This window comes from Streptomyces inusitatus (assembly GCF_014651115.1).
In the GTDB taxonomy this organism is placed as follows: Bacteria; Actinomycetota; Actinomycetes; order Streptomycetales; family Streptomycetaceae; genus Streptomyces; species Streptomyces amakusaensis.
On sequence record NZ_BMWG01000014.1, the window covers coordinates 1 to 12,607 of the forward strand.

General features: G+C 69.4%; 11 protein-coding genes and 1 tRNA gene. 5 read left to right on the top strand and 7 right to left on the bottom strand.

Going from position 1 to position 12,607, the window contains the following annotated elements; translation table 11 throughout:
* Positions 1-254 precede the first annotated feature (254 nt).
* From IE247_RS20640 to pyk, 3 genes are all read left to right on the top strand, one after another.
* The gene (locus IE247_RS20640) at positions 255-1,661 is read left to right on the top strand and encodes a lysine N(6)-hydroxylase/L-ornithine N(5)-oxygenase family protein (RefSeq protein WP_190124689.1); all 1,407 of its coding nucleotides are present in this window, start codon (positions 255-257) and stop codon (positions 1,659-1,661) included.
* A gap of 64 nt (positions 1,662-1,725) precedes the next feature.
* Entirely contained in the window at positions 1,726-2,457 is a 732-nt protein-coding gene (locus IE247_RS20645; RefSeq protein WP_190124690.1) for an SIMPL domain-containing protein, read from the top strand.
* Between the two features lie 167 nt (positions 2,458-2,624).
* Entirely contained in the window at positions 2,625-4,058 is a 1,434-nt protein-coding gene (gene pyk, locus IE247_RS20650; RefSeq protein WP_190124691.1) for a pyruvate kinase, read from the top strand.
* A gap of 59 nt (positions 4,059-4,117) precedes the next feature.
* On the opposite strand, the gene IE247_RS20655 is transcribed toward pyk, so the two are convergent.
* A tRNA-Leu gene (locus IE247_RS20655) sits at positions 4,118-4,190 on the bottom strand.
* Between the two features lie 99 nt (positions 4,191-4,289).
* Here IE247_RS20655 and IE247_RS20660 point away from each other — a divergent pair.
* Positions 4,290-4,964: an ANTAR domain-containing response regulator gene (locus IE247_RS20660; RefSeq protein WP_190124692.1), complete on the top strand. Its 675-nt coding sequence runs from the start codon at positions 4,290-4,292 to the stop codon at positions 4,962-4,964.
* A gap of 77 nt (positions 4,965-5,041) precedes the next feature.
* Here the strand turns inward: IE247_RS20660 and IE247_RS20665 are convergent, their stop codons facing one another.
* The 5 genes from IE247_RS20665 to IE247_RS20685 form a co-directional block, all read right to left on the bottom strand.
* Positions 5,042-5,758: an ABC transporter ATP-binding protein gene (locus IE247_RS20665; protein ID WP_190124693.1), complete on the bottom strand. Its 717-nt coding sequence runs from the start codon at positions 5,756-5,758 to the stop codon at positions 5,042-5,044.
* On the bottom strand, positions 5,755-6,654 hold the full coding sequence (locus tag IE247_RS20670; RefSeq protein ID WP_190124694.1) for an ABC transporter ATP-binding protein: 900 nt from the start codon (positions 6,652-6,654) through the stop codon (positions 5,755-5,757). The genes IE247_RS20665 and IE247_RS20670 overlap by 4 nt, the downstream gene beginning before the upstream one ends.
* Before the next feature lie 5 nt (positions 6,655-6,659).
* Positions 6,660-8,411 (bottom strand): branched-chain amino acid ABC transporter permease, encoded by a 1,752-nt coding sequence (locus tag IE247_RS20675; protein ID WP_190124695.1) that lies wholly within the window; start codon positions 8,409-8,411, stop codon positions 6,660-6,662.
* 5 nt (positions 8,412-8,416) lie between these two features.
* Positions 8,417-9,349, bottom strand: a complete 933-nt coding sequence (locus IE247_RS20680; protein WP_190124696.1) for a branched-chain amino acid ABC transporter permease — start codon at positions 9,347-9,349, stop codon at positions 8,417-8,419.
* Positions 9,350-9,452: 103 nt separating this feature from the next.
* A complete protein-coding gene (locus IE247_RS20685) occupies positions 9,453-10,685 on the bottom strand; it encodes a branched-chain amino acid ABC transporter substrate-binding protein (protein WP_190124697.1) in 1,233 nt (410 codons plus the stop codon).
* A gap of 824 nt (positions 10,686-11,509) precedes the next feature.
* Between IE247_RS20685 and IE247_RS20690 the strand changes: the two genes are divergently transcribed.
* Positions 11,510-12,097 carry a MauE/DoxX family redox-associated membrane protein gene (locus IE247_RS20690; RefSeq protein WP_190124698.1) on the top strand — a complete coding sequence of 196 codons (588 nt, stop codon included), beginning with the start codon at positions 11,510-11,512 and terminating at the stop codon, positions 12,095-12,097.
* Between the two features lie 5 nt (positions 12,098-12,102).
* Here the strand turns inward: IE247_RS20690 and IE247_RS20695 are convergent, their stop codons facing one another.
* On the bottom strand, positions 12,103-12,591 hold the full coding sequence (locus IE247_RS20695; RefSeq protein WP_190124699.1) for a PaaI family thioesterase: 489 nt from the start codon (positions 12,589-12,591) through the stop codon (positions 12,103-12,105).
* Positions 12,592-12,607 lie beyond the last annotated feature (16 nt).

The following is a 12,607-nucleotide window of genomic DNA, read 5'->3' on the forward strand; positions in this document are numbered from 1 at the left end:
AAGGGGCGAAATCCCCCGATCCCCCCCGCACCCCCCACTCGTTGAACCCCACACACGCCCCCCTCCACCCCCAGGAGGAACCCCCCCCCGCGTCCAACGAGGAGCCCCCCCACCCCCGCACTCCCCGCCCCCGAGGGCAGTGCCGTGCAGCGCCGTGCGGCGCCGTCACGCGCCCGGCCGCGGCTGAAGGCGTCCCGGGGTCCCCCGGGGCGCCCCCGCACAACTGATCGAACTCGTGGAAGGCAGCACCCCCCATGACCGCCATGCCCGCAACCGAACTCGACCAGCCCCATGACCTCGTCGGCATCGGCGTCGGCCCGGCCAACCTCTCCCTCGCCGCGCTCGCCGACGGCGTCCCGGGAGGGCTCGCCACCGCCTTCTTCGAGCAGCGCCGGAACTTCAGCTGGCACTCCGGCCTGCTGATCGACGGAGCGACCCTCCAGGTCCCCTTCCTCGCCGACCTGGTCACCCTCGCCGACCCCGCCAGCCCCTGGAGCTTTCTGCGCTATCTGCGCTCCCGCGAACGCCTCTACCCCTTCTACTTCGCCCAGAACTTCCACATCCACCGCGCCGAGTACGACGCCTACTGCCGCTGGGTCAGCGACAACCTCCCCGGTCTCCACTTCGGCCACCGGGTCGACGCGGTGCGCTGGAACCCCGGGACCGAACTGTTCGAGGTCGACTTCACCCAACTCGGCCTCGACGGCGAACCGGAGACCGCGGGCCGCGCCCACGCACGTAACGTCGTCCTCGGCGTCGGCAGCGAACCGTATGTCCCCGAAGCGCTCAGACCCCTGGTCAGCTCCCCCTCCGTGGCGGTCGTCCACTCCAGCGACTATCTCGACAGCCGCGACCGGGTGCTCGCCTGCGAACATGTCACCGTCATCGGATCCGGGCAGTCGGGAGCCGAGGTCTTCCTCGATCTGCTCCGCCGCCGCACCCCGGGGGCCGAGGCGATCCACTGGCTCTCCCGGACCGAGTCCTTCGCGCCGATGGAGTACTCGAAACTCGGCCTGGAGCACTTCACCCCCGACTACACCCGCTACTTCCACGCCCTGCCCGAACAGACCCGCGACGAACTCGTCCCCCGGCAGTGGCAGCTCCACAAGGGCATCGACGCGGGCACCATCGCCGCCATCCACGACGAGCTGTACCGGCACACCCTGCACGGCGGCTGGCCCGACGCCGTGATCACCCCCGGTGTCACCGTCCGCACCGCCGGACGGATCGCCACCACCAAGGTCGAACTCCATCTGGAGCACCGCCAGCAGTCCGCCCGCTCCTGCCTCACCACCGACGCCGTCGTCCTCGCCACCGGCTACCGCGACCGCCCGCCGGGCCCGCTGCTCGCCGGACTCACCCCGTATCTGCGCCACGACTCCTCCGGCCGCCTCCGCGTCGACAGCGACTACCGGCTGATCCTCGACAGCGAGGTGACCGGATCCGTCTATGTGCAGAACGCGGAGACCCACACCCACGGCGTCGGCGCCCCCGACCTCGGCCTCACCGCCTGGCGCGCCGCCGCCATCCTCAACTCGCTCACCGGCAAGGCCCCCTACCCGATGCCGCGCCGCACCGCCTTCACCAGCTTCGGCATGAACCGCCCCGTCGGCCCGGAACTCCCCGACCGGCCCCCCGCCCGCCTCGCCCGCACCACCTGAGGCCACTTCGCCCGTGCGGGATGCGACAGTGTGCGTACACCCACACCGTACGAGGGAGCCTTCCGTGACCATCGACGCATCCGCCCCCGCAGCCCCGCACGGAACACCCGCCGCGCCGTACGGCACCCCCGAGACGCCCAGGGTGGCGGTCATCGGAGAAGCCCGGCTGGAGGTCGACCCGGAGATCGCCCGGCTCGGCGTCGTCGTCAGCGCGCGCGGTGTGGACCGGCGGGGGGCGCTGGAGGACCTCACCCGCCGCAACGCGGCCGTACTGGACCTGATCAAGTCCTATGGCGAGGCGGTGGAGAGGCTGGAGACCGGAGCGTTCTCCATCAGCCCCCAGCTGACCCGGCACGGGCGGGGCGAGCGGGTGAGGGCGTACCACGGCAGTGTCCGCGTCACCGCCGAGCTGGGCGACTTCACCGCGCTCGGCGAACTCACCACCCGGCTCGCCGATCTGGAGCTGACCTCGGTCGAAGGCCCCTGGTGGGCGCTGCGCCCGGACTCGCCGGCCCATGGCGAGGCCCGTCGCACGGCGGTACGGGAGGCCGTGCGGCGGGCCCGTGAGTACGCCGGGGCGCTGGGGGCGCGGCTGGCCGCCCTGGTGGAGCTGGCGGATCTCGGCGCGGAGAACGGGACGCCGTACGGCGTCCCGAGGGGCGGGACGATGCGCATGGCCGCCTACGCGGGGACGGAGTCCGTCAAGTCCGCCCCCGCCCTCGATCTCGAACCGCAGCGGCAGACGGTCCACGCACAGGTCACCGCGCGCTTCACGATGACCCCGCCGGAGCTGTGAGACATACCGGCGGCATCCCCGGGCACGGGGGTTTCCCGGCAGGAGAATTGCTCATCGGAGCGGCCTTGCGCACAATTCAACACTTGTCAACAACCTTTCATTCAGAGGTTGTTGAGTAGTCATGCGTTGCCAATTCCCTACCGGCTGGTAAGGCATAGTCTCGGTTCATGCGCCGAGCGAAAATCGTCTGTACCCTGGGCCCAGCCACCGACTCATACGACCAGATCAAGGCATTGGTCGAGGCCGGAATGGATGTGGCCCGATTCAATCTCAGCCACGGCTCGTACGCGGATCACGAAGAGCGCTACCACCGTGTGCGCAAGGCGTCCGACGAGACCGGTCGCAGCGTCGGCGTACTGGCCGACCTTCAAGGCCCGAAGATTCGGCTCGGCCGATTCAGCGAAGGCCCCGTACTCCTTGAACGCGGCGACGAGTTCGTCATCACCGTCGAGGACGTCGAGGGCGACCGGGGTCTCTGCGGCACCACCTACCCGGGTCTGGCCGGCGATGTCACCGAGGGGGAGCGCATCCTCGTGGACGACGGCAAGGTCACCCTTGAGGTGACCTCGGTCGACGGCCCCCGGGTGCGCACCACCGTCGTCGAGGGCGGGATGGTCTCCGACCACAAGGGGCTGAACCTCCCCGGCGTCGCGGTCTCCGTGCCCGCCCTGTCGGAGAAGGACATCCAGGACCTCCGCTGGGCGCTGCGCATCGGCGCGGACGTCATCGCGCTCTCCTTCGTCCGCAGCGGCCGGGACATCGAGGACGTCCACCGTGTGATGGACGAGGAGGGCCGGCGCGTCCCGGTCATCGCCAAGGTCGAGAAGCCGCAGGCCGTCGAGAACATCGACGACATCGTGGCCGCGTTCGACGGCATCATGGTCGCCCGGGGGGATCTCGGGGTGGAGATGCCGCTGGAGCAGGTGCCGATCGTCCAGAAGCGGGCGATCAAGCTCGCCCGGCGCAACGCCAAGCCGGTCATCGTCGCCACCCAGATGCTGGACTCGATGATCGAGAACTCCCGGCCCACCCGCGCCGAGGCCTCGGACGTGGCCAACGCGGTCATCGACGGCACCGACGCGGTGATGCTCTCCGGCGAGACCAGCGTCGGCAAGTACCCGGTGGAGACGGTGCGCACGATGAGCCGGATCGTGACGGCCGCGGAGGAGGACGTGCTCGCCAAGGGCCTGCCCCCGCTGAACGAGCGGAACAAGCCCCGTACCCAGGGCGGCGCGGTGGCCAGGGCGGCGGCGGACATGGGCGACTTCCTGGGCGCGAAGTTCCTGGTGGCCTTCACCCAGTCCGGAGACACCGTCAAGCGGCTCTCCCGCTATCGCTCGCCGATCCCGCTGCTGGCCTTCACCCCGGACCCGGCCACCCGCTCCCAGCTCAATCTGACCTGGGGCGTCGAGACCTTCCTCGGGCCGAGGGTGGAGTCCACCGACGCCATGGTGGCCCAGGTGGACGAGGAGCTGCTGAGGATCGGCCGCTGCGAGCCGGGCGACATCGTGGTGATCACGGCGGGCTCCCCGCCCGGAGTGGCCGGCTCCACCAATCTGGTCCGGGTGCATCACATCGGCGAGGACGAACTGCCCGGATGAATGCGCTGAGGCCCCTCGAAAGAGGGGCCTCCGTCGTGACCTTGGAAATCCAGGTAAAGTACCCCGGGTGGGATTCGAACCCACGCTGGATGGTGTTTGAGACCACTGCCTCTACCGCTGGGCTACCGGGGTGCCCTTGGAAACGAAGGGTGGCGGGCACCCTTCGTGCCCCAACCATACAGGAGCTGGGTAGTCTCATGGGGAGCACCCTGCCTTGGAATGAGGAGTCCCGTGAGCGCCCCCGACTCGCCCCAGCCCGCCTCCGACGACGACCCGTCGCATGTCGACAAGGACACGTCGCACATTCCTCCGCTGACGACCCGTGTGGTGATCGCGGAGGACGAGGCCCTCATCAGGCTCGATCTCAAAGAGATGCTGGAGGAGGAGGGGTACGCGGTCGTCGGCGAGGCCGGAGACGGCCAGCGGGCCGTCGAACTCGCCCGTGAGCACCGCCCCGATCTGGTGATCCTCGATGTGAAGATGCCCGTACTCGACGGCATCTCCGCGGCCGAGAAGATCGCCGAGGAGTCCATCGCGCCTGTGCTGATGCTGACCGCCTTCTCCCAGCGCGATCTGGTCGAGCGGGCCCGGGACGCCGGCGCGATGGCCTACCTGGTGAAGCCGTTCAGCAAGAGCGACGTGGTGCCCGCCATCGAGATGGCCGTCTCCCGCTTCACCGAGCTGAAGGCCCTGGAGAAGGAGGTCGCCGACCTCTCCCAGCGGCTGGAGACCCGCAAGCTGGTGGACAGGGCCAAGTCCATCCTCCAGACCGAGTACGGGCTCAACGAGCCGGCCGCGTTCCGCTGGATCCAGAAGACCTCGATGGACCGCCGGCTCTCCATGCAGCAGGTCGCCGAGGCGGTCATCCAGGACGCCGAGGAGAAGAAGGCGGCCAAGGGCCAGTAGCTCTTTCCCCTTACACACGGCAGGGCCCGCGCCCCCTCGGGAACGCGGGCCCTGCCGTGCGTAAGACGGGGTACGGATCAGTCCTCGCCGAGATAGGCCTTGCGGACCGACTCGTCCACCAGCAGATCCCGGCCCGCGCCGGACAGCACGATGCTGCCCACCTCCATCACATGCCCCTGATCGGCGAGCGAGAGCGCGGCCTGCGCGTTCTGCTCGACCAGCAGAATCGTGGTGCCCTGCGACCGCAGCTCGCCGATGGTCGACATGATCTTCTGCATCATGATCGGGGAGAGCCCCATCGAGGGCTCGTCCAGCATCAGCAGCTTCGGCCGGGACATCAGCGCCCGCCCCATGGCCAGCATCTGCTGCTCACCGCCGGAGAGGGTGCCCGCCGCCTGACGGCTGCGCTCGCCCAGAATCGGGAACAGCTCGTAAGCCCGCTGGATGTCCTTGGCGATCCCCGCCTTGTCGGACCGGAGAAACGCCCCGAGCTGGAGATTCTCGGTGATCGTCAGCCGGGGGAAGATATGCCGGCCCTCGGGGGAGTGCGCCAGCCCCAGCGCCACGATCTTGTGCGCGGGTACGGAGCCGAGCGGCCTGCCGTCGAAGACGATCCGCCCGGCGGAGGGCTTCAGCAGCCCCGAGAGCGTACGCAGGGTGGTGGTCTTCCCCGCGCCGTTGGTGCCGATCAGGGTCACCACCTGACCCGCCTCGACCTGGAAGGAGATGCCCTTCACGGCCTCGATCTTGCCGTACGCGACCCTGAGGTCCTCGACCTCCAGCAGTGCGCTCACTGAGCTTCCCCCTCCGGGCTGGTGGTGCCGCCGGTCCCGGTGGCGCTGTGTGCTTCGGCCGCCTCGACCTCGGCGACCTCCTCCGCGCCCGGCGCGCCCTCGAAGGGGGTGCCGAGATAGGCCGCGACGACCCGCTCGTCGCCCTGGACCGCCTCGGGGGTCCCCTCGACCAGCTTCTCGCCCTGGACCAGACAGGCCACCCGGTCGCAGAGATTGAAGATGAAGCGCATGTCGTGCTCGATGACCAGGATCGCGATGCCCTGGTCCCGGATGGCGAAGATCAGTTCCTCGGCGGCCCGGGTCTCCTGCGGATTCATCCCGGCCGTCGGCTCGTCCAGCAGCAGCAGCCCCGGGTCGCTCGCCAGCGCCCGCGCGATCTCCAGCTTGCGCTGCTCGCCGTAGGGCAGATTGCGGGAGAGATGGTCGGCCTTGTGCGCCAGTCCGATGAATTCCAGCAGCTCCATGGCGCGTTCGTGCGAGGTGGCCTCGGCCCGTTTGAAGCCGGGGCCGCGCACCAGCGCCGACCAGAGCCCCTCCTTGGTCCGGGTGTGCCGTCCCACCAGGACGTTCTCCAGGACCGTCATATTGGGGAAGAGCCGGATGTTCTGGAAGGTACGGGCCACTCCCGCCCGGGTGACCAGATGCGGCTTGGGCGGCAGCACCCCGCCCCGGTAGCTGACCCTGCCCTCGGTGGGGACATAGAGGCCGGTGAGGCAGTTGAAGAAGGTGGTCTTGCCGGCGCCGTTGGGGCCGATGAGACCGACGATCTCGCCCGCCCCCACCGTGAGATCCACCGAGCGTACGGCGACCAGTCCGCCGAACCTCATGGTGACCCCGGTGGCCTCCAGCACGGGCACGGCGGACGCCGTACCGCCGATGGTGGTCGTCGTCGTCATGGTGTTCACGCCCCCGCCTTGGTGACGCCGACGCCGACGCCGGACCCGGACAGCCCCTTGTCCGGCGCGTCGGACTGATCGGACTCGTGGTACTCCAGCTGTGCGCGGCGGTTGGCGATCAGCCCCTCGGGGCGGAACCGCATCAGCAGGATCAGTGCGATGCCGAAGCCCAGGAGCTGGTAGTCCTGGAGGAACTGGAGCTTCGCCGGGATCATGTACAGCAGCGTCGCGCCCAGCAGCGGACCGCTGACCGTGCCCATGCCGCCGAGGATCACGGCCGCCAGCAGGAAGGCCGAGTTGGGCGGGACCGGCCCGGCGAACTGGTACATCTCGGGTACCACGGTGTGCTGGACATGCGCCTGTACGGTTCCGGCGAGACCGGCCAGCGTCGCCCCGAGGGCGAAGGCGATCAGCTTGACCCGGAAGCCGTTGATGCCCATCGCGGTCGCCGCGGTCTCGTCCTCGCGGATGGCGACCCAGGCGCGGCCGATCCGGGAGCTGCCCGCCCGGCTGAAGACCACCACGACCAGGACCATCGCCAGCAGCATCAGCAGGTAGTAGTTGGCGTAACTGCCCAGCTCGATGCCGAGGACGGTGTGCGATTCCCCGAAGTCGTAGCCGAAGAACTCCAGATCGGGGATGTTGGGGATGCCGTTGGGGCCGTTGGTGACCCGAGGCCCGGAGACACCGTCGAGATTGCCCATCGCGATCCGGAAGATCTCTCCAAAGCCGAGTGTGACGATGGCGAGATAGTCGCCGCGCAGCCGCAGGGTCGGCGCCCCGATGACCACCCCGAAGATCAGCGAGACCACCGCGCCGGTGAGCACGGAGGCCCAGAACGGGAACCGCACGTCGAAGGCGGAGGCCGTCGACCCGGAGACCAGCGCGGCGGTGTACGCGCCGACGCCGAGGAAGGCGACGTACCCGAGGTCCAGCAGCCCGGCCAGGCCGACGACGATGTTCAGACCCAGGGCGACGGTCGCGAAGATGAGGATGTTGACCGCGATGAGCGTGTACGTGTCGGTGTTCTGGGTGAACGGGAAGGCCGCGGCGGCCGCGAAGGCGGCGACGACCGTGACCTGGCGGTGCTTGGCGGTGAGCGCCGACAGCCGGGCGATCGCACCCGCCCTGATGAGCCCGCCCACGGCGAACCCCGCGGTGATCAGATACCCGATGAAGAGTTCGGGGTCCTCGGTGTCGATGCCGTAGGTGATCGCGTACATGCCGATGCCGAAGACCGCCACGATGATCAGGATCTCGGCCCAGGAGGGGAGTTCCCGCGCGCGCGGGGCCTGACGGGTGTCGTCGGGGAGGAGGAAGGCGGCCAGGGGGACGGCCGAGGCCGCCGCCGCGACGAAGCCGCCGGGTTCGAGGTTGACCAGCCCGCCGAGCTGGACGGCGATCGCGAGGACGGTGTACCAGACGGTGCCGAACGCGCCGAGCGCCAGCAGCCGCAGCGCCTTGGCGGCCCCGGCGGGGGCGAGCCCTCGCAGGCCCTTGAGCCCCAGTGCGGCCAGCGCGTACAGGGCCACCAGCGCGCCCGCCACCAGGGTCAGCACCTGGAGTCCCGCGGGGTAGCCGTAGACGGTCAGATCGCCGGGGAACTCGCTGGTGTAGGTCCAGGCCAGAAAGGTGCTCACGACGGTGGCGAGGCCGCCGGCCGCGATCAGCCGGAGCAGCGCGGTGGTGCGGGAGGAGCGGTCCGCCGCCGGGGCGGCCGAGGTGTCCTTGGTGTCCTTGCTGAGATCCGTGGTCATCCTGATCACGCCCGATCCGCGACGCGCTCGCCGAGCAGACCCTGCGGCCTGACGAGGAGCACGACGATGAGAAGTACGAATGCCCACACGTTGGACCAGGCCCCGCCGCCGAGCTGCTGCATGCCGGGGATCTCCTCGATGTAGGCGATCGACAGCGACTCCGCGAGGCCCAGGACGACCCCGCCGACCATGGCCCCGTAGATGTTGCCGATGCCTCCGAGGACCGCGGCGGTGAACGCCTTCAGCCCGAGGATGAAGCCCATCTCGAAGTTGATCTGGCCCTTGTCCAGTCCGTACGCGACGGCCGCGACGGCGGCGAAGGCCGCGCCGATGGCGAAGGCCATCACGATGATCCGGTCGGTGTTGATGCCCATCAGCTTGGCGGTGTCCGGGTCCTGGGCGGTGGCCTGCATGGCGCGTCCGCTGCGGCTCTTGGAGACGAAGACGCCCAGGATCAGCATGCACAGCGGGGCCAGCACCAGCACGAAGGCGTCGGCGCGCTGGAGGATCAGATCATCGGTGATCCGGAAGGACTCGCCGGTGAACTCCGGGAAGCTCCTCGCCTTCGTGGCGTCGGGGTAGAAGCTCCAGACGAGCTGCTGGAGAACGATGGAGAGACCGATCGCGGTGATCAGCGGGGCGAGTCTGGGGGCCCCTCGCAGGGGCCGGTAGGCGAACCGTTCCGCCGCGGTCGCCACGGCGACGGAGGCGATGGCACCGCCGACGATCATTGCTGGTATCGCCAGCAGCAGCGAGGTTCCGCCGGGGAGCCACAGATAGATGGTGAGGGCGCCGAAGCCCCCGATCATGAATATCTCGCCGTGGGCGAAGTTGATGAGCTGCACGATGCCGTAGACCATGGTGTACCCGATGGCGATGAGACCGTAGAGGGCACCAAGAGCGAGGCCGTTCGCCAGCTGTTGCGGCAGTTCGTTCACCGCAGAGCCTCCGATGAGCGTGTCGGATATGACTCCGCGCGAGGGCGCTGTTTGCGCCCTCGCGCGGCTGGTGCGGAAGTTGTGCGGCCGGGGCCGCCGGTCGTCAGTCCTCGAAGGTCGAGCTCTTGACGTCCTTCCACTTGCCCGCCGTCACGGTGTTGACGGTGAGCTGCTTGTTCGTGGTGTCGCCGAACTCGTCGAAGCCGACCTGGCCGGTCACACCGGAGAAGGTCACCTTGCCCATGGCCTCGGTGACCTTGGCGCGGGCGTCGCTCGGGACCTTGCCGCCGTTCTCCGTGACGACGTTCTTGACGGCCTGGACGATCGCCCACGCGCCGTCGTAGGCGTAGCCGCCGTACGCCCCGTACGGGTCCTTGTAGTTCTGGGCCGCGTAGTCCGAGATGAACTTCTTGGCGGTGTCGAGCTTCTCGATCGGGAAGCCGACGGAGGTCGAGATGTCGCCGTCGTTGGACTCGCCGGAGGCGCTGATGTACGCGGGGTCGTACAGTGCGTCGCCGCCCATCGTCGGGACCTTCGCGCCGACCTTCTTCACCTGGTCGGAGAGGAGTCCGCCCTCGGGGTGCTGGCCGCCGAAGTAGACCGAGTCCGCGCCCTTGGACTTGACCTTGTCGGCGGTGCTGGAGAAGTCGGTCTCCTTCACGGTGACATGGTCGGTGCCGACGACGGTGCCGCCGAGGCGCTTGAACTCCTCGGCGAAGATCGCGGCGAGGCCGGCGCCGTAGGTCTGCTTGTCGTCGACGACGAAGACCTTCCGCTTCTTGGCGTCGTTGTACAGGTACTGGGCCGCGAACTTGCCCTGGATCACATCGGTGGTGGTGGTGCGGAAGTAGGTGGGGAAGGGCCGCTTCTTCTCGTTCTTGGCCCAGTTGTCGCCCTGGGAGAGGGCCGGGTTGGTGTTGGCCGGGGAGACCTGGGTGAGGTTGGCCTTGGCGAAGTCGCCCTGCATGGACTGGGCGACACCGGAGTTCAGCGGCCCGACGACGCCGAGCACCTCCTTGTCGCCCACGAGCTTCTGGGCGTTCGCCTGACCCGAGGCGGGAACGGCCTGGTCGTCATAGGACTCGATCTTGAATTCGACGCCGGGGACCACGTTCTCCTTGTTCGCGGTCCTCACCGCGAGGTCCACCGAGTTCTTGATGCCCTGGCCGAGCGGGGACAGGGAACCCGTCAGCGGGGCGTCGACGCCGATGACCACGGTGGTTTTCCCGCCGCTGTCGCCGGAGCCCTTGTCGTCGTCGCGCGATCCGCAGGCGGTGAGTGTGAGGGCTCCCGTGGTGACCACGGCGCTGAGTATGAGCAAGGAACGGTTTCGCACGATAAGTCCTTTCCCTGGCGCGGCCCCTCCCCTGAGGTGCCGTTTGGTCGCCGGGCCGTACGGATGTACACGGGCCGTGCTGACTGCGCCCGGCGGCGCGGTGACTGGCCGTGACTCTAGGCGCAGCCGCCGGAGTGGGTCACTACGGACGTCAGGATGTGACGCTCTTGTTATGCCAAGGCCAATGGTTGCCGGTGGGAGTGGGACGGATCGGGCGTCCAAGCGCTTTAAACATGCGTTCAAAACCTTCGAACTCCCAGTTCCGCTAAGGGCCTTGGGTAGATCTGGGTGCTTACGGCGGACGCCGTGCCGGGTGAGGGGGAAGGGTGCTGTCCGGGGAGCGGACGCTCGTCCGGGGCCGGGATCGGCCGAACCGGAGATGGTTACGGAAGGTGACTATTTGCGGGTGCGGCTCGGGTGTGACTCGGGTGCGGCTCGGGGGTGCCGGGGCTCTCGCGGCGGGCGGCCCGGCGGTCGCGTGTCCGGAGTTCCCGGGGCTCCGCGAGGCGCGTCCCGATCGCCCGCCGAGAGGGGGCTTTGCGGGCCCGATGGGCGGCTGGGGTTGTGTCGCGAGCGCCGGGACGCGTCTTATGGGGCCCGGGAGTTGAGTGAGTGGTGAGGTTCAGGCCATCCCCGGCGTGGGGTGTGAGGGGAGGGGGTGACGGATGCTTCGGCCAACTGGGTATGCGTTGTGGGGGAGTTGTGGGCACGAGGTGAATTATCACGCTCGGTGATGTGATGGGGTGTCATGGGTGATGGCCCGGCGGTCGACGGGCTGCCCGTACGCACGCGTTGTTGACGTCTTCTCCATGCAGGGAGCTGTGATGCAGGGAACTGTGCTGATGACCTACGCGGCCTTCGCGTGCCGGATTCTGCTCTTCGGCGTCTTCGCGGTGGCGCTCGTCGGGAAAGCGCGCGGCAGGGCGGCGTTCCAGGAGTTCGCCGCCTCGATCACGGCGCTGCGGCTGCTGCCCGCCGGGGCCTCACGGGCGGCGGCGGTCCTGGTGACCGCCGTGGAGGCGGCCGTGGTCGTGCTGCTGGTGCCGTCCTCGACCGTACTCGCCGGATTCGCCCTGGCGGTCCTGCTGCTGCTCGCCCTCACCGCGGGCATCGTGCTCGCTCTGCGCCGGGGGCGGAGCGCGCCCTGCCGCTGCTTCGGCGCTTCGGTCACCCCGCTGGGGCCAGTCCATGTCGTACGCAATCTGCTGCTGGCCCTCGCCGGGACCGGCGGTCTCGCGGCCATGGCCGCCGGAGCCCCGGACGGCTGGCCCCCGCACCTCGGCGGAAGCCTCATCGCCGCCGTCTCGGCGGCCGTCGTGCTGCTGCTCGTGGTCCGGCTCGACGATCTGACCGCGCTCTTCGCCCCGGCCCCGGCGGCCCCTTCGCGCACGGGCCGCCCGGGACCGTCCTGACCCGGTCAGTCCTTCTCGCGGGTCCGTCCGGTGTCGCCTGCCGACACCTCACGGATCAGACAGGTGAGCCGGGCGGTGCAGATCCTGCGCTCCTGCTCATCGGTGATCACGATCTCGTACGTGGCCGTCGTCCGGCCCCGGTGCAGCGGGGTGGCCACCCCCGTGACCAGACCGGAGCGCGCGCCCCGGTGGTGGGTGCAGTTGAGGTCCACCCCGACCGCGATCCTGGTGCTGCCGCCGTGCAGCATCGCCCCGATCGACCCGAGGGTCTCCGCCAGCACGGCGGAGGCCCCGCCGTGCAGCAGCCCGTACGGCTGGGTGTTGCCCTCCACCGGCATGGTCCCGACGACCCGCCCGGCCGAGGCCTCCACGATCTCGACCCCCATCCGGTCGCCGAGATGACCGGCCGAGAAGAGCGCGGGGAGATCCACCCCGAGCGCCGCGTACTCATCGATGACCTCTTGCGGGAACTTCACAGCTGACTGCTCACCCATGGGCCCGGCTCCGATC

Bases quoted from the DNA above. Each gene is read 5' to 3' on its own strand.
- IE247_RS20640 (WP_190124689.1), top strand. From the start codon at position 255: ATGACCGCCATGCCCGCAACCGAACTCGACCAGCCCCATGACCTCGTC.
- pyk (WP_190124691.1), top strand. From the start codon at position 2,625: ATGCGCCGAGCGAAAATCGTCTGTACCCTGGGCCCAGCCACCGACTCA.
- IE247_RS20670 (WP_190124694.1), bottom strand. From the start codon at position 6,654: ATGACGACGACGACCACCATCGGCGGTACGGCGTCCGCCGTGCCCGTG.
- IE247_RS20675 (WP_190124695.1), bottom strand. From the start codon at position 8,411: ATGACCACGGATCTCAGCAAGGACACCAAGGACACCTCGGCCGCCCCG.
- IE247_RS20690 (WP_190124698.1), top strand. From the start codon at position 11,510: ATGCAGGGAACTGTGCTGATGACCTACGCGGCCTTCGCGTGCCGGATT.
- IE247_RS20695 (WP_190124699.1), bottom strand. From the start codon at position 12,591: ATGGGTGAGCAGTCAGCTGTGAAGTTCCCGCAAGAGGTCATCGATGAG.